Raw genomic sequence first — 22733 nt, 5'->3', positions numbered from 1 at the left:
CTGGCACCCGGGTACCGGAAGAGGGTGAGCGACCTCGATTACACGATCGTGATACCGACGACCGGCCGGGAGAATCTCCGCACGCTCCTGGCCGGGATCGAAGCCGCCGGGGAACCCCGGCCCGCGCGGATCGTCGTCGCCGACGACCGGCCCGGCGGTGAGGACCTGCGGCTTCCCCCGTCCGGTACGGAAATCGAAGTGGTCCGCTCCGGCGGACGCGGCCCAGCCGCGGCCCGCAACGCCGGCTGGCGGCGGGCGGAGACCGAGTGGATCGCCTTTCTCGACGACGACGTGATGGTCGGCTCGGACTGGCCGCGGAAACTCGCCGCCGATCTCCTCCCCCTCGGGCCGGACACGGCGGCGTCGCAGGCGCGGCTGGTCGTGCCGTTGCCGCCGGACCGCCGTCCGACCGACGACGAACGCGGAACGGCCGGGCTGGAGACGGCCAGGTGGATCACCGCCGACATGGCCTACCGGCGGTCCGTGCTCGCCGAAGTCGGCGGTTTCGACGAACGTTTCCCCCGTGCCTACCGGGAGGATTCGGATCTGGCCTTGCGGGTGGCCAAGGCGGGCCATCTCATCGCACGGGGTGAACGCGTCACCGTCCATCCGCCCAAACGGTCGGGTCCGCTGGCCAGCCTCCGCGCGCAGCGGGGCAACGCCGACGACGCGCTCATGCGGCACAAGCACGGTGTCCTCTGGCGTCAGCAGACCGGCGCCGGCCACGGACGGCTCGAACGGCACGCGCTGGCCGCCGCGAGCGCGGCCGGTGCCGTGGCGCTGTTCGCGCTGGGTCGCCGCAAGGCCGCGGCCGCGGCGGCCGGGATATGGGCCGGGGTGACCGCCGAATTCGCCGCACGCCGGATCGCGCCGGGGCCGCTCACCCCGGGCGAAGTGTCGCGGATGCTCCTGACCAGCGTCCTCATCCCGCCCGCGGCCTGCTGTCACCGGCTGCGCGGGGAGCTGCGGCACCGGCTGACCCGGCGCCCCCAGGCTCTGCTGTTCGACCGGGACGACACCCTCATCGTCGACGTGCCCTATCTCGACGATCCCGACGGCGTCCGTCCCGTGCCCGGGGCGAAGGAACTGCTCCGTGGCGTGCGGGCGGCGGGGATCAGGATCGGCGTGGTCAGCAACCAGTCCGGGGTGGCGAAGGGACTGATCACGCCGGATCGGCTCGCCGCCGTGAACGCCCGCGTCGAACAGGTCCTCGGCCCGTTCGGCACCTGGCAGGTCTGCGTGCACGACGACGGTGACGGCTGCGTCTGCCGCAAACCCGCGCCCGGGCTGGTGCGCCAGGCCGCGGAGGCGCTCGGGGTGGACGTCCGTCACTGTGTGGTCATCGGTGACACCGGCGCCGACGTCGACGCCGCTCTCGCGGCCGGCGCCCGCGGGATCCTCATCCCGACCGCGCGGACCCGGCCGGAGGAGATCGCCCGCGCCCGCCGCCGGGCGACCGTCGCTCGGGACCTCGCCGAAGCCGTCCACCTGGCCGTCGCGGGTGCTCGATGAACGTCCTGGTCGCGAGGATGGACAACCTCGGCGACGTTCTGCTGGCCGGTCCCTGCGTCCGCGCGGTCGCGGCCGGGGCCGACCGGGTGGTCCTGCTGACCGGGCCGAGGGGCCGGGCCGCGGGCGAACTGCTGCCCGGCGCCGACGAGGTCGTCACCTGGTGCGCGCCGTGGATCGATCCCGAGCCCCCGCCCGTCACCCAGGCGGACACTGACGCGCTGGTCCGGCGCTTGCGCGAGTACTCCTTCGACGCGGCCTTGATCCTGACGTCGTTCCACCAGTCCCCGCTCCCGCTGGCGCTGCTGCTGCGCATGGCGGGCGTGCCGTGGATCGGCGCGATCAGCGAGGACTACCCCGGATCGCTGCTGGACCTGCGGCACCGGGTGGCGGGCGACCCGCCGGAGCCGGTGCGGATGCTGTCCCTGGCCGAGGCGGCGGGCTTCCCGTTGCCGCCCGGCGACGACGGCGGTCTCGCCGTCCGCTGGCCCTTGCCTGCGGTGGAGGAACTGGTCGGCGACGAGGACTACGTGGTCGTCCACCCCGCCGCGTCGGTCCCGGCCAGGCAACCCTCCGCCGAGCGTTCGGCCGCGATCGTGCGGGCACTGCGGTCCGCCGGACGTCGTGTCGTCGTCACCGGGTCGCCGTCGGAAAGCGCCCTGACCAGGCAGGTCGCCGGAGACGCGCTCGACCTCGGCGGCCGGACGGACCTGTCCGAATTGGCGGCCGTGCTCGCCGGGGCGGACGTCGTGGTGGCGCCGAACACCGGACCCGCCCACCTCGCGGCGGCTGTCGGGACTCCGGTGGTCTCGCTGTTCGCGCCCGTCGTTCCGGCGGCGCGCTGGGCGCCGTACGGTGTGCCGTCCGAAGTGCTCGGCGACCAGCACGCGGCGTGCCGGGACAGCCGGGCCCGGGTCTGTCCCGTGCCCGGCCATCCGTGCCTGGACCGCCTCGCGCCCGAAGCCGTCGTCGACGCCGTGGGGCGCCTCAGCCGGGTGTGGTCTCGCCGCCCAGCGCGGCGATGACCTCGCCGCTGTAATAGGACGAAAGCCGGTTGGACGCCAGGAAGACGTACGACGGCGCGAGGTCGTCGGGATGCGCCGCCCGCTCGAACGGGACCTGGAGACCGAACTTCTCCACCTTCTCGGGCGGGAAGGTCGACGGGATCAGCGGTGTCCACACCGGACCGGGCGCGACGCAGTTGATCCGGACGCCGCGATCGGCCAATGCCTGCGCCATCGCGTAGGTCCAGGCGTGCACGGCACCCTTGGTCGCGGAGTAGTCGATCAGCGATTTGTTGCCGCGCAAGCCGTTCACCGAGCCGGTGTTGATGATGACCGAACCCTCACCCAGATGGGGCAACGCGGCGTTCGTCACCCGGAAGAAGCTGTGGATGTTCACGTCGAACGTGTGGGTCCACTGCTCGTCGGTGAGCTCTTCGGGGCTGTCGACCGGCCACTGCGTGGCGACGTTGTTGACCAGGATGTCCAGGCCGCCGAGCTCCTTCACCGTCCGGTCCACGATCGCGCGGCATCGCGCCGCCTCGGCGAGATCACCCGGCAGGAGGAGACACTCGCGGCCTTCAGCGCGTACGCGTTCCTCGGTGTACTTCGCGTCTTCGTGCTCGTTGAGGTAGGCGATCGCCACGTCGGCGCCTTCCTTCGCGAAGGCGATGGCGACCGCGCGGCCGATCCCGGAGTCGCCGCCGGTGATCAGGGCACGCTTGCCTGCCAAGAGCTCACGGCCCTCGTAGTCCGCCATGGAATCGCGCGGCGGCGGATCCATTTTCGACGTCACGCCCGGCGGTTCCTGCTGCTGCGGCGGCCGTAACTTCTCTGCCATCGGTTTCCTCCCGTCGGGTGCTTTCGCCGACGGTTACCCGGATGGCCGCTTTCTCGAACATGCCCGGTCCCGGGCCCGGCCGAGCGTTGCGAAAGCCACTTTCGCAACGTTCAAGGTTGCGAAAGTGGCTTTCGCATCACGGCCCGACGCGCGGTTTCGCGTGATCAGATGGACGACGCGACGAACGCGGGCCCAGGACGTGATGTCCGCTCAATCACGCGTGTCGTCCATCGGATCACGCGTGTCGTCCGTCCAGTCACGGGTGTCGTCCGTCCAGGCACGGCGCGACCGCGAGCAGGAAGACTCAGTGCACCCGCCGGTCCTCAGCCGTCCCCCGGTACCGGATCGTCCACAGGCTGCGCCGGATGTAGGTCCGCTGCAACCACCGGTCCCGTCCGTTGTGCCGCGCGAAGAACTGCGACCGCGCGTGCAGGCCCTTCCGGTTGTTGATCAGCAGCGCCGTCCCCGGCTCCAGCTTGACCTGGTGCGCGACCTCACGGCACACCCGTTGCAGCTCCTCCAGCGCCTGTTCCGCCTCGACGGTTTCCCCCACCACACCGTTGGCTGAGATCGCGACTTCCGGCGACTCCGACGGCCCGGAGATGACCGCCACGAGGTCGGAAAGCACGTCGGCCCCCTTGGCCACGTCACGCACGTAGCTGCCGGGCGCGTTGAGCCGGAAGAGCGGCCGGCGCAGGACATCGAGCACCTCCGGCGCCAACGCGGCCGAGATGTCCCTGCCGTCGGCGTAGTAGGTGACGGCCTCCTTGTTCCCGTCCTGGCGGACGCAGTTCAGCACCAGGAAGTCCGGATTGGACACGTCGTAGCGGCCGAGGGCATCGTGCACGATGTCGTTGTGGAAGTTCAGGAACACGTGCGAGCTCTGGTTGGTCTGGCTCCGTGCCCCCGCCGACACCGGGACGACGTCGTGCACGAGCCGCCCGCTCTTCTCGGTGGTGAACCCGACGGGCTCGCCGAGCAGCTGGCTCAGTCCCAAAAGGACGGTCTCGGCGACGTAGGTCTTCTTGTCCTTGCTGGGCTCGCCGTCGATCGGCGTCTCCGGCAGTTCCGGATCCACCGGCAGGTTGCGCACGAGCGCGACGCCGGGGGTGTCGACGTGCCTGCCGAAGTCCAGGATCGTCTGCAGCTGCTCGATCGGCAGCTTCGAGAACGCGACCCGGAGCATCGCCAGCGAGCGGTCGATGTCGTCGACGGGATTCGGGAAGGAACGCAGGTCGCTCCCGATGGTGTCCCGGACTTCGTCGTCGAGGACGACCTCGGCGAAGGTGCTGACTAGGGTTTCCTTGCTGGTCATGGCGTCCTATCCACTTTCCGCCGCCGCTGGACCGGCGGTCTCGTCTTGAGTTTGGCGATGAGGCCGAGTGCCGGGGCGGTCGCGATCGTCGACACCAGCGTCATGATCACGAGCATCGCGAACACCGCCGGGCTGATCACCTTCAGCTGGAGGCCGACGTTGAGCACCACCAGTTCCGTCAGCCCCCGGCAGTTCATGAGCGCCCCGAGCGACAGCGATTCGCGCCAGCCGACCCCGGTCAGCCGGGCGGCCGTGGTGCTGCCCACCCACTTCCCGAACACCGCCACCGCCGTGATCACCACGGTCCACAGCCACAGCGAGCCGGAGCCGAGCAGGCTGAACTCGGTGTGCAGCCCGGTGTAGGCGAAGAACAGCGGCAGCAACAGCGTCAACGTCACGCTGCCGAGCTTCCCGGCCGCGCGGGTGACGACCGGATCGTTCCTCGGCGCGATCACCCCGAAGAGGAAGGCGCCGAAGATCGCGTGGATGCCGATCTCGTTGGTGGCCAGCGCCGACAGCATGATCCCGCCGAGCAGGATCGCGAGCACCGCGGACTCCGGCACGCGGGCGAGCGCCTTCGCCAGCAGCGGCCGGACGACGTAGAGCATGACCATGACGAACACCAGGGTCAGCCCGACGGTCAGGAACACCTCCGACGGCGTCCCGCCCTGGCTGACGGCGACCACCACGGCCAGCAGGCACCACGCGGCGACGTCGTCGACGGCGGCACACGTGAGTGCCAGCGCCCCCAGGGGCGTCTTCGACAGACCGCGGTCGGTGAGGATCCGCGCCAGGACCGGGAACGCCGTCACGCTCATGGAGACCGCGATGAACAGCCCGAAAGCGAGGAAACCGACGTCACCGCCGAAGGTCGGATACATGCCCAGCGCGAGCACGATGCCGCAGACCATCGGCAGCGCGATGCTGACCTGGCTGACCGTCACCGCGGTGAACCCGCGCCTCCGCACCGCGGCGAGATCGATCTCCGAACCGACCAGGTACATGAAGAAGATCAGGCCCAGCTGCGAAAGAATGTTGATCGCCGAGACCACCCCGCCGGGGAACAGCCAGCCGAACGCGCCGGGCCAGACCAGCCCGAACAGCGACGGCCCCAGCAGGATGCCGGCGACGATCTCGCCGATCACCGCGGGCTGGCCGAGCCTCCGGGCCAGGACGCCCGCCAGGTAGCAGGCGCCCAGGATCACCGGCAGCGCGACCAGCAGGCGCGCGTAGGTGTCGGGCCCGCCGCCCGCGGCCTTGGCGCCCGTGCTCGCGACAGGCGCGTAAGCCGACCCCAGGCCGAGCACCACGACGACGACCACCGCCGGGACCGCGATCAACGCCGTCCCGACGACGATCCGCCGCGGCGTGACAGCCGAATCCATCGAATCTCCCTAACCGGCACGCAGTTCCAGCGTGCAGCATTTGACGCTGCCGCCGGCCTTGAGCAATTCGGACAGGTCGGCGCCGATCGGTTCGAAGCCGTGTTCCCGCAGCTGCGCGGTCAGCTCCGTGGTCGCCTGCGGGAGTACGACGTGCTTGCCGTCGGAGACGGCGTTGAGCCCGAACACGGCGGCGTCGCTCTCGGTGGCCAGGATCGCGTCGGGATACAGCTCCTTCAGCAGCAGAAGGCTTTCCTCGGAGAACGCGCCGGGGTAGTACATGACCGTGTCCTCGTCGAGGACGGCGAGCGCCGTGTCGAGGTGGTAGTACCGCGGGTCGATCAGCGTCAGCCTGGTCACCGGGCGGCCGAAGAACTCGCGCGATTCGTTGTGCGCCTCGGGGTTCGTGCGGAATCCGGTCCCGGCGAGGATCGTCTTCCCGGCGACGAGGTAGTCGCCCTCCCCCTCGTTGACCCACTGCGCCTGCCGCACGTAGCGATATCCGTTGTCCCGGAACCAGTTCAGATACGCGGCGGACTCGCCGGCGCGTTGCACGTGGTGGAAGCGCGCGACGAGCACCTGCCCGTCGACCACGGTGGCGCCGTTGGCCGCGAACACCATGTCGGGCAGGCCGGGCAGCGGATCGAGCAGCTCGACACGGTGGCCCAGGTCGACGTACAGGTCGTGCAGCCATTCCCACTGCGCGATGGCCAGCTCGGTGTCCGTCGGTTTCTTCGGGTCCATCCAGGGATTGATCGAGTACTCGACGTCGAAGTACGTCGGTCTGACCATCAGGTAGTGCCGTTGGGTGGCAGTCCGTGACACGCTTCCTCCACGCGGAATTCAATGCTGTTTCTGGGTTTCGGAGAGTTTGACCTCGATCTTCCCGGCGAGGTCGTTCGCGTTGCGCATGGCTTCGTCGAAGGACGCGCCCAGCGCGCCGATACCGCCGAAGATGTTGTTGCCGAGCGGCGGGCGTTTGATCAGGTCACCCGGTTTCGCGAAGATCTTGAGGTAGTACAGGGAGTCCGATTCGTTCACCGCGGGCGGGACGTCGATCGAGGCGATCACCCCGCCGGGGCAGATCAGGCACATCGCGGCGGTGTGCAGTCCCGTCGGGCTGAAGTGCCCGACGTCCGGCCGCACGCCACGGGAGACGTCCATGAGCCCCTTGATCGGGTCGTACCCGGCCGAAAGCCGGGCCATGTGGTCGAGTCCCCCGCCGCCGGGCCGGACGGCGATCTCCAGCAGGAACGGTTTGCCCTGGTGGAACCGGACCTCGGCATGCAGCGCGCCGCGGGTGAGCCCCTGTGCCCGCACTCCGGCGGCCACCACGGCGTGCACTTCGGCCACCTGCTCGGTGGTGAGCGACGTCGGCGCGTGGTGCACGTCGTCGTCGAAGGTCTCACCCTCCGACGTCACTCTGTCCACAATGGACCCGAGGTACACCTCGTCGTCCCAGGCCACCGCTTCGATGAGGTGTTCGTGACCGTCCAGAAAGGACTCGACGAGCAGGCCGTGCGGGCCGAGGTCCAGCCCTTCGGCCTCCATGTTGTACCAGGACATCCCGTCGATGCCTTCACGCGCCTGCGCATAGCGCTCCCGCATCTTCTCCTCGTCGTCCACCCGGAAGACGAAGTTGCTGGCCGCGCCGAGGGTCGGCTTGAGGATCACCGGATAGCCGAAGTCGTCCGCCGCCTGGATGGCCGAATCGAGGTCTTCGACGAACCGGTAGTCCGGGTGCGCGGCGCCGCCCTTCTCGTGCGCCTGCCGCATGATCAGCTTGTTCCGGCTGGTCCGCGCCGCGTCGACACCGATACCGGGCAGGCCGAGCGCTTCGGCCACCGCGGCGACCAGGACCACGCCGGACTCGGAGAAGGTGAGCACGCCGTCGAAGGACTCTTCCGCGTGCCAGGCCTTCGCGTGCCGGACCAGGTCGTCGATGTGGTTGCTGCCGGCGATCCGGTAGCGCTCGGACGGCCAGAGATCCTCGGTCCCGACGCCGTTGAGCACGTACAGCACCCCGCCGAAGTCTTCGATCTGCTGATACCGGGGCAGGTAGTAGTAGGAGTTCTGGCTGGCTTCCAGCGCGAGCAGTTTCACGACACACCTCGTAGGGCAGGACGGATCGGATGGGCACCGCCCGCTCGCACGAGCGGCCGGTCGAGCGGTTCGAGTCCGGTCGGGACCGGCTCGGCGCCGGTGAGGCGCGCGGCGAGGGACCGGGCGATCAGCGGGGCGAACTTGAACGACGAGCCCCCGCAGGCCGCATAAGTCAGCACCCGGTCGCCGAGAACGGCCAGCATCGGGCCGAGAGTGGAGCGCCGGGCCAGGTAGTGACAGTCCCGGGTGTCGACCAGCCAGTCCCGGCGGAAGCCCGGGATCAGCGTGGCGAACGTGTCGATGAGGTGCTCGCGCCACCAGGAGGGCACTGTGGCGCCGCCGATCTCGTCGACGACGCGGCACGCGCTCGCGGCACTGAGCTTCAAGGGCGTCCCGGCGACGGGTGGCACCAGCCACGCGCCACCGTCGGAGCCGAGCGAAGTGATCGCCGGGGTCGCGGCCCACGCGGCGGCGTCGGCGGGCGGGACGTCGCAGTAGAGCATCGTCTGCCGGTGCAGCACGAGTTCCCTGGACAGCGCTGGGGCCAGCAGGTCCCGGGACCACGGGCCCGCCGCCACCAGGACGGCGTCACCGCGGAGGGTCTCGCCGTCGGCCAGGCGGATCTCGGCCCGGTCGGCGTCGATCCCGGTCACCTTGCGGTGCGGGTGGAGTTCCGCGTTCGCGTGCCACCGCAACCGGGTGGCGCACGCGGTCAGGACACGATCGGCGAGCAGGACCCCGGCCTGCGACTCGAAGACCGCGCTCGTCCCGGGGACGAACCCGGCGTGCGGGAATTCCGCGGCGAGTTCGTCGGCGCCGAGTACCTCGGCCTTCGAACCGGCCGCCGTCAGGAGATCCCGCGCGGCCTCGGGCGCCGGAAGCGCGGTGAGCGCGCCGACCTGTACGTACAAGGACGTTGCCAGCAGATGTTCGAGTTCGATCCACGCGTGATGCGCGCCGACGGCGGCCGCCGTGGTGGCCGGGTCGCCGGCGTGCAACGCGCGCAGCACACGGTGCCGGTCGAACGAGGTCGAGCCGGAGAAGGGGATGTCCGCCTGGTCGGCGATCACCACTTCGTGCCCGGCGGACACGCATTCCAGCGCGGTCAGCAGCGCGATGACGCCGCCGCCCGCGAACACGACTCGCATGGTCTTCCCCTCCGGGCGAGACTTCGTTCGGGCAGGACGAGGTACCCGGATGCCACTGCTGGGTGGTGGCATCCGGGCCTTACCCCCGTCGGGCAAGGTTCGTCAGGAAGCGCGCGGGGTCACGAACGTGTCGTTGATGACGTAGCCGTCGAGGCCGTACGTCTCCCCGTACTCGATGAGATCGCTGGTGCGGTTGAGGAAACCGCGCCCGTTGTTGTTCAGCGACGTGTTGCACAGCACGCTGAACCCGGTCTGCTCACGGAACGCCTCGAGCAGGTCGGTGATGCCGGCGTTGCGTTCCCGCGTCACCGTCTGGGTGCGTGCGGTCCCGTCGACGTGCGTGATGGCCTTCAGCTCGTCGGAGGTGACGTGGTTGAAGTACAGCATGTACGGGTCCTGCACCGAGCCGACGAACCACCGGGGGGCGTCGGATTCCAGCGCGATCGGGGCGATCGGGCGATAGTCCTCGCGGCGCTTGATCTTGTTGAGCCGTACCGTGGTGTCCACGGTGAACGGCGCGGCGAGGATCGAGCGGTTGCCCAGCGCCCGCGGGCCCATCTCGTACCGGCCGCGCGCCCAGCCGATGATGTTGCCGTCCTTGAGGTACTTCGCGACCTCGCTCGCCACGAGCGGCCGCGTCTCGTACTTGGCGGGATCCGGGACGACGTCCTCGACGAAGTTCTCCCCCGCGTAGACGTCCCAATCGATGGTCGCCTGCCCGGTGTAGAACCACTGCGCGTCGATGGCGGTACCCAGTGCGGAACCGCTGTCGTTCGGGCACGGCGGCACGAACACCGAGGAGAACAGGCCGCTCTCCCGCCACAGCCGGTTCCAGTCGCAGTTCAGGCCGCAGCCGCCGGAGATCAGCAGCGGCAGGCCTTCGGTCAGGTTCTTCTCGGCGTAGTCGTAGAACCGGTTGAAGATGGCCTGCGAGTGCTTCGCCGCCGCGTTGCGGTATTCCTGCGACCAGACACCGGCGTTGTACAGATGGGACCAGGACATCTCCTCTTTGGACAGACCGAGGATGATGCCGTCGCGGTCGAGGATGAAGTCGATGGTCTTCTGCTCGTCCGGCGTGAGCGGGCCCGCCTCGGCGAACCCGGTCAGCGCCATCTGCTTGCCGGCGTCGTTGAACCGGAATTTCCCCTTGCCCAGCGGGAAACCCGGGTCGGCCAGCGCGAAGAGATACGCGTACTTCGCGCCGGGGTCGGTCAGGACGTGCTGCAGATGGGTGGCCTCGCCGCGCTCGTCGATCCGGTAGAAGTCACCGATGTTCCCTTCCCACACCAGGGAGTAGTACGCCTGGCCGGGGGCCGCGGGAGCCATCCCGAGGGAGGTGTAGATATGCGAGCGCTCGTGGGTCGAGGAGAAGTACCGCACGTCCTTGCCGAAGAACTTGCCCGCCTCGTCGGAGATCGCGCCTTCGCCGACACCGAAGTATCCGGTGCGGGACGGCGGTTCCACCGAGAACTCCCCCTTGACCCAGCCGCCGAGCGCGACCACGTCGGGCTGCTTGTCGAGCATGCCCGCCGCGCGCGCCATCAGCTCGCCGGTGATCCGGTCGTAGCGCGGGTAGTTGTCCTTTTCCGACTCCAGCGCGAACAGCAGCTTGCCGTCCTCGATCGCCACGATCCCGCCATCGTGACCCTCTTTCATCGACAGAATCAGCATTGTGTCACCGAATTTCGCTCGCCTTCATTCGTCGACTCATTCAAGCCGCGCGGCCCGTTGACCGGAAGCGCCGCGCGGGGAGAACAATCAACCTTCGGACGAGCCGCCCGGCAGGGTGCGCACCGCCTCGTGCCGCAGCGATTCGAACGCGTTCTTGCGTGTCCTGCGGCCGGCCATCGGGACGGCGGCGGCCAAGGGTGCCGGCTCCCGTCGCCGTTCGGCGGCGAACGCGCTGACCAACCGGGAGACCGCGTAGCGTCCGGCGACGTTGGCACGCTGGAGAAGTCCGGCGTCCACCACGGATTCGAGGAGTTCGTCGGCGGTCTCGATCATGATGCCCATGGCGGCGGCGACGCCGATCGACGTCGTCCACCCCGCACCGCTCTGCCCGAAGTGCTGGATGGCTTCCCGTTCGGTGGGCGACAGATGTTCGTACGCCGCGGAGAACCGGTCGCGCACGTTGACGTCGCCGACGCAGAGACTGTCCATGAGCCGTTCGCGATCGGCGAGCTGACCCGCGGTGTACGCGATCGCCCATTCGGGGCGCGCGGCGATCTTGCGGCCGACGATGCTGACCGCCAGCGGAAGATCCCCGCACAGTTCGGCGATCGTGTCGGTGGCGTCGTGCTCCGCCCGCACCCGGCCCGGTCCGGCGATCCGGCCGATCAAGGCCAGCGATTCCTTGCGGGAGAACGTATCGAGCTCGATACGGTTCGTGTCCTCCAACCCGAGCAGCCGGGCGCGGCTGGTGACCACGACCTGGCTGTGGGGGGCCTGGCCGAGCAGCGGCCGCACCTGACCCTCGTCCCGGACGCCCGTGAGGAGCACGAACAGCCTGCGTTCGGCCAGCAGGGACCGGTACAGCCCGATCCGCTGCATCGGATCGTCGGGCACCAGATGTGCCGGCACGCCGAGCGCGCGCAGGAACCCGCGCACGATCCCGTTGGCCGACCGGCCGCCGGAGCCGCTGTCACCCAGGTCGGCGTAGAGCTGCCCGTCCGGGAAGTCCGCCGCCACCTCTTCCGCCAGCCGCAAGGCGAAAGCCGTCTTCCCCACCCCGATCGGGCCGCTGACGAGCAACGGCACCTTGACCGGCCCGCTCGCGCCGATCATCTCGGCGGCGTCGGCCAGATCCCTTTCCCTGCCGACGAAAGTCCTCGACGCCATCGGCAGCTGGGCCGGACGGGCGAGGCGGATGACTCCGGATGCCGTCGCGTGCGTGCCGTCCGGCGGTGTGTCGGCCGCACGGTCTTCCCGTGTCTCGGCGCCGGTTCCCGGCTGCCCGGCGACACTGCGCCAACGCCTTTCCCACACCGCACGGTCCCCACCGCACGCGGAGACGAACGCCAACGTCACGGCGAGCGTCGGCAGGCGATGGCCGCTCGCCGCGCTGGACAGCACGGAAGGTGCGAACAGTGCGGTCCTGGCGAGTTCCCGGTAACTCGGGTTTCCCGCCCGGTTCCTCAAAACGCGCAGATCGTGAGCGAATGCGGCGATCGGACCAGTGGAGCCGTCCAACGGTCGCTCGGGTCTGCCCATGCCCTCTCCTCCCCTGGATGGGTTAACGCAATCGCGCTGCGTGACCACCATCCCTGTGACCTTCCTGGCCACAACCCTAAAGGACCAATGAAGGATGCAGCAGATACAAATAGGTGACTCAATGTACAAAGTCCAATAGTTGGACGTGGAAATTCACCCCCTTGGTGGCACCGGATAGGGTTCGCCCATGTCTGACCCCCTGCCCCCGCTCGCCGAACTCCGGCGGGCCGCCGAAGTGTTCAACGGCTTCGCGAATGTGGACGCTTCTTGGCTTCGACTGCTCGAAGAAACGCACTCCGCGATCGACCTGTCACAGCCCGCGCATCGCACAATTCTTCTTCGCTGGCTGAACTCGTGGGGATGCCGTATCCGGTACCCGCGGGACGGCGAACCCGCCCCCTTCGACGACGGCGTCCGTACCTGGTGGGCACTCTGGGGGACCGCCCTCCCGTCGGCCGACCTGGCCGGCCTGACGGACGCGGAGATCGACATCGCCGCGAAGGCCTACGCGGATCTCTCGGGTGTCGTCGTCTCAGCGGGACGGACCAGGCGTACGCTGGGCCCGACCGCCGCGGCCAAGGCGCTGTATGCGTTGCGGCCCAACACGATCATGCCGTGGGATGCCGCCATCGCGGCCGCCCTCCACGGCGCCCGTGACGGCTCCGCGTTCGGCGCGCACCTGCGACTCGGCCGCGCGTGGGCCACCGCGGTGATCGCCGAGGCGGAGGACGGCGGGGCGGACATCCCCGCCCTGGTGGGCAGGCCCGTGTCGCTGGCGAAGCTCCTCGACGAATACCTTTACGTCGCCTTCACCATGGGCGCCACGGGTGACTGGGGAACAGACAGCGGAGAATGGTGGAAAAATGGTAACCGGGGATGACGTCAGACGGATCGTTTCGGACCTGCCTCGTGCCTATGAGGCACTGGTCCGTGACCGGGCGAAGTTCCGCGTGGGGCGAATCGTCTTTCTTTCGCTCTCACCGGACGAAACCGTGATGGGATTCGGCTATCCCAAAGAGGAGCGGGAAGCGCTCGTGGCGGGTGAGCCGGAGAAGTTCATGATGCCGATTCCCTCCGATATGCGCTATCAGTGGGTCCGCGTCCGGCTGTCCGCGATCGATTACGAAGAGTTACGAGAGCTGATCGTCGACTCGTGGCGAATGTGCGTACCGAAGAAGGTCTGGGCGGAATACCTGGAAAAGAACCCGAGCTGAACCACTCCTTTCGGCGTGCGCCGTTCAGCCCCCTCGCTTGCCCTTTTCGGTCGCGTGAATTCGCCTTTCGGGCGACGGACGCGGGTAAGAATCCCGTGCCGCGCCGGCCTGAGCCGTGAAGGCCTCCTTCCCCACCCTGAAGGTAGGCAAGGAGGCCTTCACGGCACACCCGGCTCGCGCGAAACCAGCCGGACGCGTCGCGAAAGCCACTTTCGCGACGTCTGATGTCCCGAAAGTGGCTTTCGCGACATGCTCGCCCGCTCGACCCAGCTCCTGCCGCACCCCGCAAGCGCGTGAAGGCCCCCTTCCCTCGGCTGAGCCGAGGGAAGGGGGCCTTCACGCGCGAAACGACTTACTCGGCCACCTCTTCGATGGCGGAGGTGCCGCGAGAGCCCGGATTCCCGTACCGCTCCCACACCTCGTTCAGCCGGATCCGCCCGTCCGGCAGGAACTCCGGGGTGTTCGTGCTGTGCCCCGCGATCACCTGGCCGCTGGCCAGCACCATCGTGTAGGCCATGTCGATCGTCCCGTCCGCACCGCACTTCCCGGTCAGCGAGCCGAGCCGCACCCCGCCGCCGGTCAGCTCGGCCCACACCAGATCGTCCTTCTGCCGGTACAGGGTCACCGGCGCGTTCGGATCCGTGCTGACCTTGCGGAACCGTTTCCCGTCGTAGTTGATCATCCGTCCTGCTCCGTCCGTGCCGGGAACCAGAGGTCGTCCGCGGTGAGATCCGCGAGGTCGTACTTCCCGAGCGCGCTGGCGAGCAGCCTCAGTTCGAGTTCGAGGCAGCGCACCAGCCGCACGAGCCCTTCGTCCGGGTCCTCGTCGACGGCGAGCAACGCCGCCCGGCCCAGGCCGACCGCGGAAGCGCCCATCGCCAGGCACTTCAGCGCACGTGCCCCTTCCCAGATCCGGCCCGACACCAGCAGCGACGCGTCGTGCTTGCCGACCCGCCGCAGGCATTCCACCAGCGGCAACCCCACCTGGTCGAGGAAGACCGAAGGCGCCCAGCCGGTGCCGCCCTCGGCACCGTCCACGGTGACGGCGTCCGCTCCCGCCGCCCACGCGACCCGCGCCGCCTCGCCGACGTCGCGACCCGGGTGCAGTTTCACCCAGGCGCGGGCCCGCGGGTAGTTGTTGCGCATCAGGTGGATCTGCTGGCGCAGGATCTCCCCGGTGAACGTGCCGGGACTGCTGGACCGCAGCACCATGGCCTGGTCCCTGCCGAACGCTTCGTCCACTGTGTACTGTTCGGCGACCTCACCGGCGGCCGTGCGCGAGAGCACGGTCATCCCGCCGAGACCCGGTTTGGCGCCCTGACCGACCTTGAGCTCGAACGCCAGCCGCCCGGTCTCCAGCAGTTTCGTCGCGGACGGGTCGCTGTAGACGAGGTTCCACACCTCCGCGTCCGCGTCTTCGGTGCTCTGCTGCACGACGACGCCGCCCACCCCGTCCGGCACGGCGCCGGCGTACGCGCGGACCCGTCCGAGCAGGCCGTCCTCGACGCTCTCGCCCATCCGGCCATAGCCGTGCATGGGCACGACGTTCTCGCCGATCACCATCGGCATCCCGAGCCTGCCCGCCTGCTCGCTCACGGCGATCCCGAGCCCGCTGCCCGCGACCTGCGTGGACCCGAACGCGCACAGGAACACCGGCGACGGCGCGGTGAACCCGCCGAGCACGGTCGACAAGCCGACGTCGCCGTACACAGGTTCGCGGGCGAGGTCGAACATCTTCTCCAGGCGCCGCGGGACGAACACCGGCGGCACGATCCGCGCGCGGTCGAGTTCGTCCGGCGGGGTGCCGACGTCCGCGCCGAACAGCGACCGGCCGTATCCCGCGACGTCGGGGAAGATCGCCGCGCTGCCTTCTCTGGCCCTGGCCCGGATCGCGTCCTCCGGGAGCTGCCGCGCGGTGATCACGGCGCCGCGATCCCGGGCAGCTTCGGATACGCGTTCGCCTGCCAGATCGCGTCCAGCCCGGCGATGTAGCGCGTCACCCGTTCCAGCCCCATCCCGAAGCCCGCGCTCGGCGGCAGCCCCTCGCGCGCGAGGTCGAGGTACCAGGCGTACTTCGCCGGGTTCTCCCCCGTCTCCCGCATCCGCTCGATGAGCCGCCGGTACTCGTGCGTGCGTTCGCCGCCACTGCACAGCTCCCCGAACCCGTCCGAGGCGATGAGGTCGAAGTTCCGCAGCACACCCGGTTCGGTGCTGGACTCGCCGTCGGTGAACCCGCGCGACCCCTTGGGGTAGTCGACGATGAAGAACGGCCGGTTCGTCTGCTCGGAGATGATCCGCTCGCCCTGCCAGTCGATCTCCGCGTCGGCGCTCTGCCCGTGCCGCAGACCTTGCAGCCGCGACACGGCCTCGCGGTGCGTCATCCGCTCGAAGTCCTCTTCCAGCAGCGCCGTGAACGCCGCCTGGTCCCGGCCGAGTGTGGCGAGGTCCACTTTGGACTCCCGCAGGGTGTGGGCGACGATGTGCCGCAACAGGCCCTGCGCGATGTCGAGGACCTCTTCCCGGCTCGCACGGGCGACCTCGACGTCGATCTGGGTGAACTCGACCAGATGCCGTCCCGTGGTCGAGGTCTCCAGCGGCTCCAGCCGCACGTTCGGGGCGACGTAGAAGATCTTGTCGAACGCGAGCAGCGACGCCTGCTTGTACAGGATGACACTGGTCATCATCTTGTACTTGTGCCCGTAGTAGTCGACGTCGACCTGTTTGGCGCCACGGCATCCCGGATCGGTGACCGGCCCGATCAGCGGCGGTTGCAGTTCCACGAACCCGTTCATGCCGAGGTATTCGCGGGTGCCCGCGGTGATGCTGTTCTGGATGCGCAGGGCTGCCTGCGTCACCGGCGACGTCAGATGTTCGCGGGTGCCCGGCGGCAGCGCCGCGTCCGATGGTGCGGTCATGTCCTACTCCCCTGTGTCAGTCGGTTCACGGTCTCGATTCCCGGCAGCCCGTACTTCTCGTCGAACGACCGCTCGACGTACCGGAGCGCGTCCAGCAGATCGCCCGAGGTCATCCGCCGATCCGCGGGCAGGTCGACGAGGTCGCCGAGCGGCATCGCGCCGATCCGCTGCCACTCCAGCCGTCCACCGGCGGCCAGCCGTCCGCGCGCGCGGCCGGCGTTGTCCGGGTGCAGGCAGAACGGGACGTCCAGCTGGCCCCGCGCGAACGCGGTGACCAACGCCCTGCCGAGATCGGTGTCGAGCGAAAGAACGTTGTCCACCAACGCTTTCGCCTGCGCGTGGATCCCGGTGTCGCCGAGCCTGCCGATCCGGGAGACACCCCGCGCGGCGTCGGCGGCGTGTTCCAGCGCGGTCACGTTCTCCGCCACGGTCGGCAGCCGGTGCGCTTCGGCGGTGGTCTTGACGATCAGCCTGCTCGCCCCGGTGCGGGCGGCCAGCCGCGCGGACTCCGCGATCAGCTCCAGCGCGCCGCCCGGGGTCCTCGGGTGGACGCCCATGTAGCCGTAGATCACCACATGCGTCCGCGCGTGCGGCACGTATTCCCTGATCAGCGCGTGCAGCGCGGCGACGGCCTCCTCGTCCTGCCCGGCGTGGGTCTGCTGCGCGTAGCTGAAGGACAGGCAGCGGATCCCGTGCCGCCAGAAGAACATCCCTTCCAGCACGCTCAGCGCGACCAGCAGCGCCGGCGGGCACAGCTGGCCCATCATGCAGCCGCCGAAGGTCTCCAGATGCGGTTCCAGCTCGGGGCCCCGGGCCTCGGCCAGCGTCTCGCACGAACGCCGCCAGTTGTCGACAGCCGCCGACAACGGCATCCGGCTGTACGGCAGGCAGTACGACACCGGGCCGCCCTCGGTCGCGTGCAGCCCGAAGTCCAGCAGCGCCCGGACGATCCGGCGGGGATCCGCCGAACCGTGCCGGACCTGCACCGGGAAGTCCCCGGTCAGCACGCCGTCGAGCAACGCCGCCGTCGTCGCGGAATCGTGGTCGACGAGCGGGTACCCGTTGAGATCGGCACCGTCCGCCAGCGCCGCGCGAGCCGCCTCGTGGTCACCGACCCTGGTGTAGCTGTCGATCGTGATCGTGCCGACCGTCGCGGCCCGCGCCGCCCTGGTCGCCAGCAGCCCCCTGCTCATCCGCCCCGGATCGGCGAACCCCATCCGGGGCTGGACGACCAGCTCCCCCTGCGCGTGGTGACGTGCGACCACCTCGCCGAACGAAAGTCCCCGCCGTGGGGCGAGCACGTTCATCCCGCGCCCAGCGGGACACCGGGGGCCCGCACGGACAAGGTGCGGAGGAACGTCCGGAACGGCGTCAGCCCGCCGGAGTCCTCGAACACCGCGTCGAAGCCGGCCTCCAGCAGCCGCGCCGCGTTGCTGCCGCCCGTGACGTCGAGCTTCCCACCGATGACGACCGGCATCGTGACCAGCTCCGCCCGCGCGCGGAAGCGTTCCATCAGCCGGACGCCGTCCTGCCGGCCGTGCCCGTTGAGGCTGCCGATCACCAGCAGATCCGGCCGCCGGGTGACGCATTCGCGCACGATGGTCGCGTCCGGGACGCAGGCGCCGAGGTTGGTGACCCGGCACCCCAGTTCCTCCAGCAGCAGCTCCAGGTACACCAGGTTCCAGGTGTGCGCGTCGGACGAGAGCCCGGTGACGAGCACGTCGAGCCCGGCGTCCGGGAGCGTGGACTGGACGGCTTCGATGGTCATGGTGCGGCGCTCTCCCTCTCTCCTCGATCCGGCCGCACGTCGATCTCGATCAGCGCGACCGCCTCTTCGGCCAGGCGCGACGCCTCCGCCGGGCTGTCCGCGGTCACCATCAGATCGCCGACGCGGTCCCACGAACTACGCAGCCCGTCGAACCGATCACCCGCCGACACGCTGACGTCGCACATGAACACGCCCTCGGCCTGTGACGCCTTCTCCACCCCGCGTACGTCCTCGATGACACCTGGCTCGATCGACAGGAACCGGACCGCGGCGCCACGTTCGGCCTTGCGCGGCAACAGGTCCACGATCGGCTCGTCCTTCATCACCGAGAAGTAGGCGCGGTTCAGCTCCACCGGATAGGCCCGCTGGATCAGCTCGATGATGCCGTCGCCCGCGAACCGGCCGGCGCATTCGACCAGATACGGGACGCCGTCCGAGACGATCCATTCGCAGTGGACGATCCCGGTGCGGAACCCGGTCGCGGCGGTGAGCCGCCGCGTCTCCTCGGTCAGCGTCGCGGTCAGCTCGTCCGGGATGTCGGCGGGGACGATATGCGCGAGTTCGATCGGGCGCGGGCCGGGGAACAGCCGTTTGCCGGTGACGTTGGCGAACAGCGGCTCGCCGTCGCGCAGCAGCATCTCGACGCTGAACTCGTCTCCCTCGACGAAGCTCTCGGCGAGCATCTTCAGTTCCATCGCGCGGTCCGGGACGAAAATCCCCTCGTCCTGCACGACACAGTTCGTCCACGCCTGCTCGGCCTCGGCCGGGTCGGTGAGCACCTGCGTCCCCACCGACGCCTGCCGGTTCGCGGGCTTCAGCACGGTCTTCCCCGGATGCCGCGACATGAACTCCCGGACCTGAGCCGGGCTTTCCACGCGCGCCGACGCCGGGTTCGCGATCCCCGCCGCCCGGCTGACCAGGCGCAGCACCGCCTTGTCCCGCAGGATCTGCGCCGCGCCGAACCCCGCCCCCGGCACGCCGTAGCGTTCCGCGAGCCGGGCGGCGAACGGGGTCGCGTACTCGGTCAGCGGCACGACGGCGGCCGGGTCCAGGTCGTGGTGGACGTGGTAGAACTCGTCCGCCTTGCCGGGCAGGTGGAACTCCCACTCGATGAGCTCGCGCACCAGCGCCGAACCGGCCACCGTCTTCCGCGCGTCGCGTTTGCGGACGACGTCGGGCTCTTCGACGAAGATGACCGAACCGTCCGGCTGGAAGTCCTTGATGGACGATCCCAGCGCCGCGGCCACGAACCCGACCAGCACCACCGGGCGGGTCATGACCCAGCCTCCACTGTGTTTTCGATGTAGTACCAGTTCTCGGGGTTGATCAAGCCGTACGGGTTGATCGGCGAGAAGCCGCGCAGGTTGCCCGCGACCTCGAACAACCGCCGCGGGAACGTCGGCATGAAGATCACCGGCGCCTGCTCGGCGATGTACTCCTGGTACTCGTACAGCGCTTCGAGCGAGTCGGTGGTGACGGTCTTCGCGATGAGCTCGTCCGCCTTGGCGTCGCGCCAGTTGCTGAAGTTGCAGGCGGCACCGCTCTGGAAGAGGTTCTCGCCGGTCGGATAGTTGTAGACCCAGCCACCGCCCCAGCAGGACAGCTGCCACATCCGCTTCTCGCCGGGACCGTCCTCCGCCACCAGGACCGAACCCATCACCTCTTCGAGGCGGATCTCGATGCCGGCCTTGGCCGCGTCGTCGCGGAACTGCGCCATGAGCCGCGCCAGCGACGGCCGTCCTTCCCAGTAGCGCAGGGAGAAGCTCAGCTCCGTGCCCGCCGGGATGCCTTCGCCCGCTTCACCGGGGCCGGTACCGGGACGCACGCAAACCGCGGGCGAAGCGCTGACGTCCCAGCCGTTGTCTGAGAGCAGCTGCCGAGCCTTCTCCAGGTCGAACGGCCAGAACCCGCCGCGCTCGGTGATCTTCGGCGACACCAGGTCGCTCTTGGGCAGCACCGGGATCGACCCCGTCTGGCTCCAGCCGTAACCCTGGTAGACCTCGCGCGCCCCGTAGTCCTGGTCGAAGCAGCTCTGCAGGGCCTGCCGGACGTAGGGCTGCCTGATCATGTTCCCGGCGACGGTCGGGTTGCTGAAGTTGACCGCCATGAAGTTGATGTTGAACAGGATCTGCGGTTCCAGCTGGAAGCCGTCGCCCAGCGGGTTCGGCCCGCCCTTGGTCGGGTCGCCGTCCGGCTGGACACCCATCCCCGGCGGCAGGAAGCCGACCTGGACGTCGCCGGATTGCAGCAGCTCGTACTGCTGCTCGTCCGACGTCGTCGAAACCTGACGCAGCTCGTCGAGATGCGCCGGGTTGGGCCCGCTGTAGTGCTCGTTGGGAACGAAGGTGACGACGCCTTCCTCGGTGTAGCTCTTGAGCCGCCACGGGCCGTTGACGACACTCCACACAGGACTGTCGGCCCAGCGTGTGCGGTGCGAGTTGTCCTCTTCGACGACGTCGCCGTTCTCCGCCATCAAGAACTCGTAGACGGCTTCCGCCTGCCCGATGTCGTGCGTCGCGTCGGCCGGGCCCTCCGCGGTGCGGTCCCACGCCTTCGGCATCGGCGTGATCATGGTGAGCTGGTTCAGCAGCACCCAGTTCTTCGAGTACGCCTTGTCGAAGGTGAAGCTCACCGTGTCATCGGCGACCTTGCCGAACGAAACCAGGTTGTCCGGGAAGTAGCCCTCGGAGTACGCGCCGAACCTCGGCCCCTTCACCTTCAGCATGTTCATCCAGAAGATGACGTTGTCCGCGCAGAGGGTCTCGCCGTTGGACCACTTCCACGGTTTGATCCGGACCGTGCAGGTGCGGCCGGTCTCGTCCCACACCGGCTCCTCGCCGACGCTGAGGTCCCAGTCGATCTCCGGCGCGCCGTCCCGGCCCAGCCAGTACAGCGGCCGGTACATCAGCATCTGGAACTCGTAGAGGCTCCGCACGCCGAAGCGCTCGCCCGGGGTGAAGGGGAAGATCACCGCGGGCGGGAACCCGGGAAGGCAGGCCCAGGTGGCGACGCCACCCTTGATCGGCTTGTCCGTCATGACTTTCGCTTCCTCCGCATGTCGGCCGCGCTCAGGCGGCGGTCGCCTCGAGAACCTCGGCCGGCCGCTTCTCTTGCGCCGACAGCGGTTTCGCCAAGCTGAAGTAGGTGCCGATCACGATCGCGCCCTGCAGGATCGCCAGCCCCCAGAAGGCGTAGGGCACCGTCGTCGCGTCCGCCAGTGAGGACAACGCGACCGTCGCCCCGACGCCGAGCCCGAGTCCGAGGGCCTGGGTGCTGCCGAAGATCCGGCCGACGCGTTCCTCCGGGCTGGCCCGCATCAGCAGCGTGCGGGCCGCGATCCGGCCCTGCGCGAAGCAGAACCCGGCGAACGGGATCGCCGCCATCAAGGCGATGTAGTGCAGGGGCTGGATCGCGAGGCAGATCAGGTTCCCGAGCGTGCCGAGCACGGCCAGATGGATGCCCTTGACCCGCTTGCTGACCTTGCCGTACGCCGCCGCGCCGACGATGAACCCGACGCCGGCCAGCGCGTCGACCACGCCGATCATCCACGCGCCCTGGTTGAACGTCTGCAGAATGAGCGTCGTCAGGATGACGTTGGCGACCATCAGGCCGATGTTGCCGTTGGCGTACAGCAGCGCGAGCCGCTTGATCGGCTGCCGCACGGGGACTTCGGCCGGCGCCGACGGGTCGGTGGCTGTGGTCTCCTCGGTCACCGGGGCCTTGGCGGGCTTGCGGCCGATCGCGTAGACCAGCACGGCCGACAGGATGAAGCTCAGCGAGTTGAACACGAACAACGGGGTGGCGCCGAACCAGATCACCAGGAAGCCCGCGAGCGAAGACGCCAGCAGCATCCCGGAGTTGCTCGCCATCTCGAAGTGGGAGTTGAACTTCCCGAGCCGCTCGTCGCGGATCCTTTCCTTGATGAGGCCGTTGCTGGCGGGCATGAACAGCGCCGCGGTGCACGCGAGCATGAAGTTCGCTATATAGGAACCGAGGTTCGCCGGCCCGCCGATCCACAGCCACACCGGCAGCGCGAACGCGGTCATCGCGCTCACCAGGTCCGCCGCCACGCACAACATCCGGCGATCGACCTTGTCGACCAGCTTGCCGAACAGGACCGCGAGCGCGACCTGCGGGATGGACACCGCGATGAACAGCCAGCCGACGGCCAGGGTGGTCTGCTCGGCGTGGAAGACCAGGATCGCCGCGGCGGTGATCTGGAAGGCGTTGCCCGCCGTGGTGATGAATCCCGCCGGGACCAGCAGGCGTTCGGCGAGCCGGGAACTCCGGGCCGCGTCGGCGGAGAGGGTGCTGTCGAGTGACATGG

At 69.2% G+C, this 22733-nt stretch carries 20 protein-coding genes; 4 read left to right on the top strand and 16 right to left on the bottom strand.

Annotation, left to right across the window (positions count from 1 at the left end; genetic code table 11):
• Positions 1-24: 24 nt before the first annotated feature.
• Both ACOCEP_RS26585 and ACOCEP_RS26580 read left to right on the top strand, forming a co-directional pair.
• A complete protein-coding gene (locus ACOCEP_RS26585; RefSeq protein WP_482331728.1) occupies positions 25-1512 on the top strand; it encodes an HAD-IIIA family hydrolase in 1488 nt (495 codons plus the stop codon).
• Positions 1509-2534 carry a glycosyltransferase family 9 protein gene (locus tag ACOCEP_RS26580; RefSeq protein WP_482331727.1) on the top strand — a complete coding sequence of 342 codons (1026 nt, stop codon included), beginning with the start codon at positions 1509-1511 and terminating at the stop codon, positions 2532-2534. Before ACOCEP_RS26585 ends, ACOCEP_RS26580 begins: the two co-directional genes overlap by 4 nt.
• Here ACOCEP_RS26580 and ACOCEP_RS26575 read toward each other — a convergent pair.
• From ACOCEP_RS26575 to ACOCEP_RS26540, 8 genes are all read right to left on the bottom strand, one after another.
• The gene (locus tag ACOCEP_RS26575) at positions 2497-3351 is read right to left on the bottom strand and encodes an SDR family oxidoreductase (RefSeq protein WP_482331725.1); all 855 of its coding nucleotides are present in this window, start codon (positions 3349-3351) and stop codon (positions 2497-2499) included. The two genes, ACOCEP_RS26580 and ACOCEP_RS26575, sit on opposite strands and share 38 nt — an antisense overlap.
• Before the next feature lie 304 nt (positions 3352-3655).
• Positions 3656-4666: a TauD/TfdA family dioxygenase gene (locus ACOCEP_RS26570; protein WP_482331724.1), complete on the bottom strand. Its 1011-nt coding sequence runs from the start codon at positions 4664-4666 to the stop codon at positions 3656-3658.
• Positions 4663-6051, bottom strand: a complete 1389-nt coding sequence (locus tag ACOCEP_RS26565; RefSeq protein WP_482331722.1) for a cation:proton antiporter domain-containing protein — start codon at positions 6049-6051, stop codon at positions 4663-4665. Before ACOCEP_RS26565 ends, ACOCEP_RS26570 begins: the two co-directional genes overlap by 4 nt.
• Before the next feature lie 9 nt (positions 6052-6060).
• Entirely contained in the window at positions 6061-6873 is an 813-nt protein-coding gene (ddaH, locus tag ACOCEP_RS26560) for a dimethylargininase (protein WP_482331721.1), read from the bottom strand.
• Positions 6874-6891: 18 nt separating this feature from the next.
• Positions 6892-8151, bottom strand: a complete 1260-nt coding sequence (locus ACOCEP_RS26555) for an ATP-grasp domain-containing protein (RefSeq protein ID WP_482331720.1) — start codon at positions 8149-8151, stop codon at positions 6892-6894.
• Positions 8148-9299, bottom strand: coding sequence for an NAD(P)/FAD-dependent oxidoreductase (locus ACOCEP_RS26550; RefSeq protein ID WP_482331718.1), 1152 nt, complete (start codon positions 9297-9299; stop codon positions 8148-8150). The genes ACOCEP_RS26555 and ACOCEP_RS26550 overlap by 4 nt, the downstream gene beginning before the upstream one ends.
• Positions 9300-9401: 102 nt before the next feature.
• A complete protein-coding gene (locus ACOCEP_RS26545; protein WP_482331717.1) occupies positions 9402-10970 on the bottom strand; it encodes a carbamoyltransferase C-terminal domain-containing protein in 1569 nt (522 codons plus the stop codon).
• A gap of 87 nt (positions 10971-11057) precedes the next feature.
• On the bottom strand, positions 11058-12509 hold the full coding sequence (locus ACOCEP_RS26540; protein WP_482331716.1) for an NB-ARC domain-containing protein: 1452 nt from the start codon (positions 12507-12509) through the stop codon (positions 11058-11060).
• 187 nt (positions 12510-12696) lie between these two features.
• On the opposite strand from ACOCEP_RS26540, the gene ACOCEP_RS26535 reads away from it, so the two are divergent.
• Both ACOCEP_RS26535 and ACOCEP_RS26530 read left to right on the top strand, forming a co-directional pair.
• On the top strand, positions 12697-13389 hold the full coding sequence (locus tag ACOCEP_RS26535) for a hypothetical protein (RefSeq protein WP_482331715.1): 693 nt from the start codon (positions 12697-12699) through the stop codon (positions 13387-13389).
• Positions 13373-13723, top strand: a complete 351-nt coding sequence (locus ACOCEP_RS26530) for an MmcQ/YjbR family DNA-binding protein (RefSeq protein ID WP_192745033.1) — start codon at positions 13373-13375, stop codon at positions 13721-13723. Before ACOCEP_RS26535 ends, ACOCEP_RS26530 begins: the two co-directional genes overlap by 17 nt.
• A 352-nt stretch (positions 13724-14075) precedes the next feature.
• Here ACOCEP_RS26530 and ACOCEP_RS26525 read toward each other — a convergent pair whose 3' ends face one another.
• From ACOCEP_RS26525 to ACOCEP_RS26490, 8 genes are read right to left on the bottom strand one after another with little or no spacing between them, the layout of a single operon-like run.
• Positions 14076-14405 carry an avidin-fold protein gene (locus tag ACOCEP_RS26525; RefSeq protein ID WP_482331714.1) on the bottom strand — a complete coding sequence of 110 codons (330 nt, stop codon included), beginning with the start codon at positions 14403-14405 and terminating at the stop codon, positions 14076-14078.
• Positions 14402-15646, bottom strand: a complete 1245-nt coding sequence (locus tag ACOCEP_RS26520; protein ID WP_482331713.1) for a glutamate synthase-related protein — start codon at positions 15644-15646, stop codon at positions 14402-14404. Before ACOCEP_RS26520 ends, ACOCEP_RS26525 begins: the two co-directional genes overlap by 4 nt.
• Positions 15643-16638 (bottom strand): asparagine synthetase A, encoded by a 996-nt coding sequence (locus tag ACOCEP_RS26515; RefSeq protein WP_482331712.1) that lies wholly within the window; start codon positions 16636-16638, stop codon positions 15643-15645. The genes ACOCEP_RS26520 and ACOCEP_RS26515 overlap by 4 nt, the downstream gene beginning before the upstream one ends.
• Positions 16635-17945 carry a methylaspartate mutase gene (locus ACOCEP_RS26510; RefSeq protein ID WP_482331711.1) on the bottom strand — a complete coding sequence of 437 codons (1311 nt, stop codon included), beginning with the start codon at positions 17943-17945 and terminating at the stop codon, positions 16635-16637. Before ACOCEP_RS26510 ends, ACOCEP_RS26515 begins: the two co-directional genes overlap by 4 nt.
• Positions 17942-18406, bottom strand: a complete 465-nt coding sequence (locus ACOCEP_RS26505; protein ID WP_482331710.1) for a cobalamin B12-binding domain-containing protein — start codon at positions 18404-18406, stop codon at positions 17942-17944. Before ACOCEP_RS26505 ends, ACOCEP_RS26510 begins: the two co-directional genes overlap by 4 nt.
• The gene (locus tag ACOCEP_RS26500) at positions 18403-19683 is read right to left on the bottom strand and encodes an ATP-grasp domain-containing protein (RefSeq protein ID WP_482331709.1); all 1281 of its coding nucleotides are present in this window, start codon (positions 19681-19683) and stop codon (positions 18403-18405) included. The genes ACOCEP_RS26505 and ACOCEP_RS26500 overlap by 4 nt, the downstream gene beginning before the upstream one ends.
• Complete coding sequence (locus tag ACOCEP_RS26495; protein ID WP_482331708.1) at positions 19680-21443, bottom strand: ABC transporter substrate-binding protein; 1764 nt, start codon at positions 21441-21443, stop codon at positions 19680-19682. Before ACOCEP_RS26495 ends, ACOCEP_RS26500 begins: the two co-directional genes overlap by 4 nt.
• 31 nt (positions 21444-21474) lie before the next feature.
• Complete coding sequence (locus ACOCEP_RS26490) at positions 21475-22731, bottom strand: MFS transporter (protein ID WP_482331707.1); 1257 nt, start codon at positions 22729-22731, stop codon at positions 21475-21477.
• Positions 22732-22733 lie beyond the last annotated feature (2 nt).

It is taken from the genome of Amycolatopsis sp. CA-211722 (genome assembly GCF_056828465.1).
Note: the sequence above shows the minus strand (reverse complement) of the source record. Positions and strands in the feature narration are given on the sequence as shown.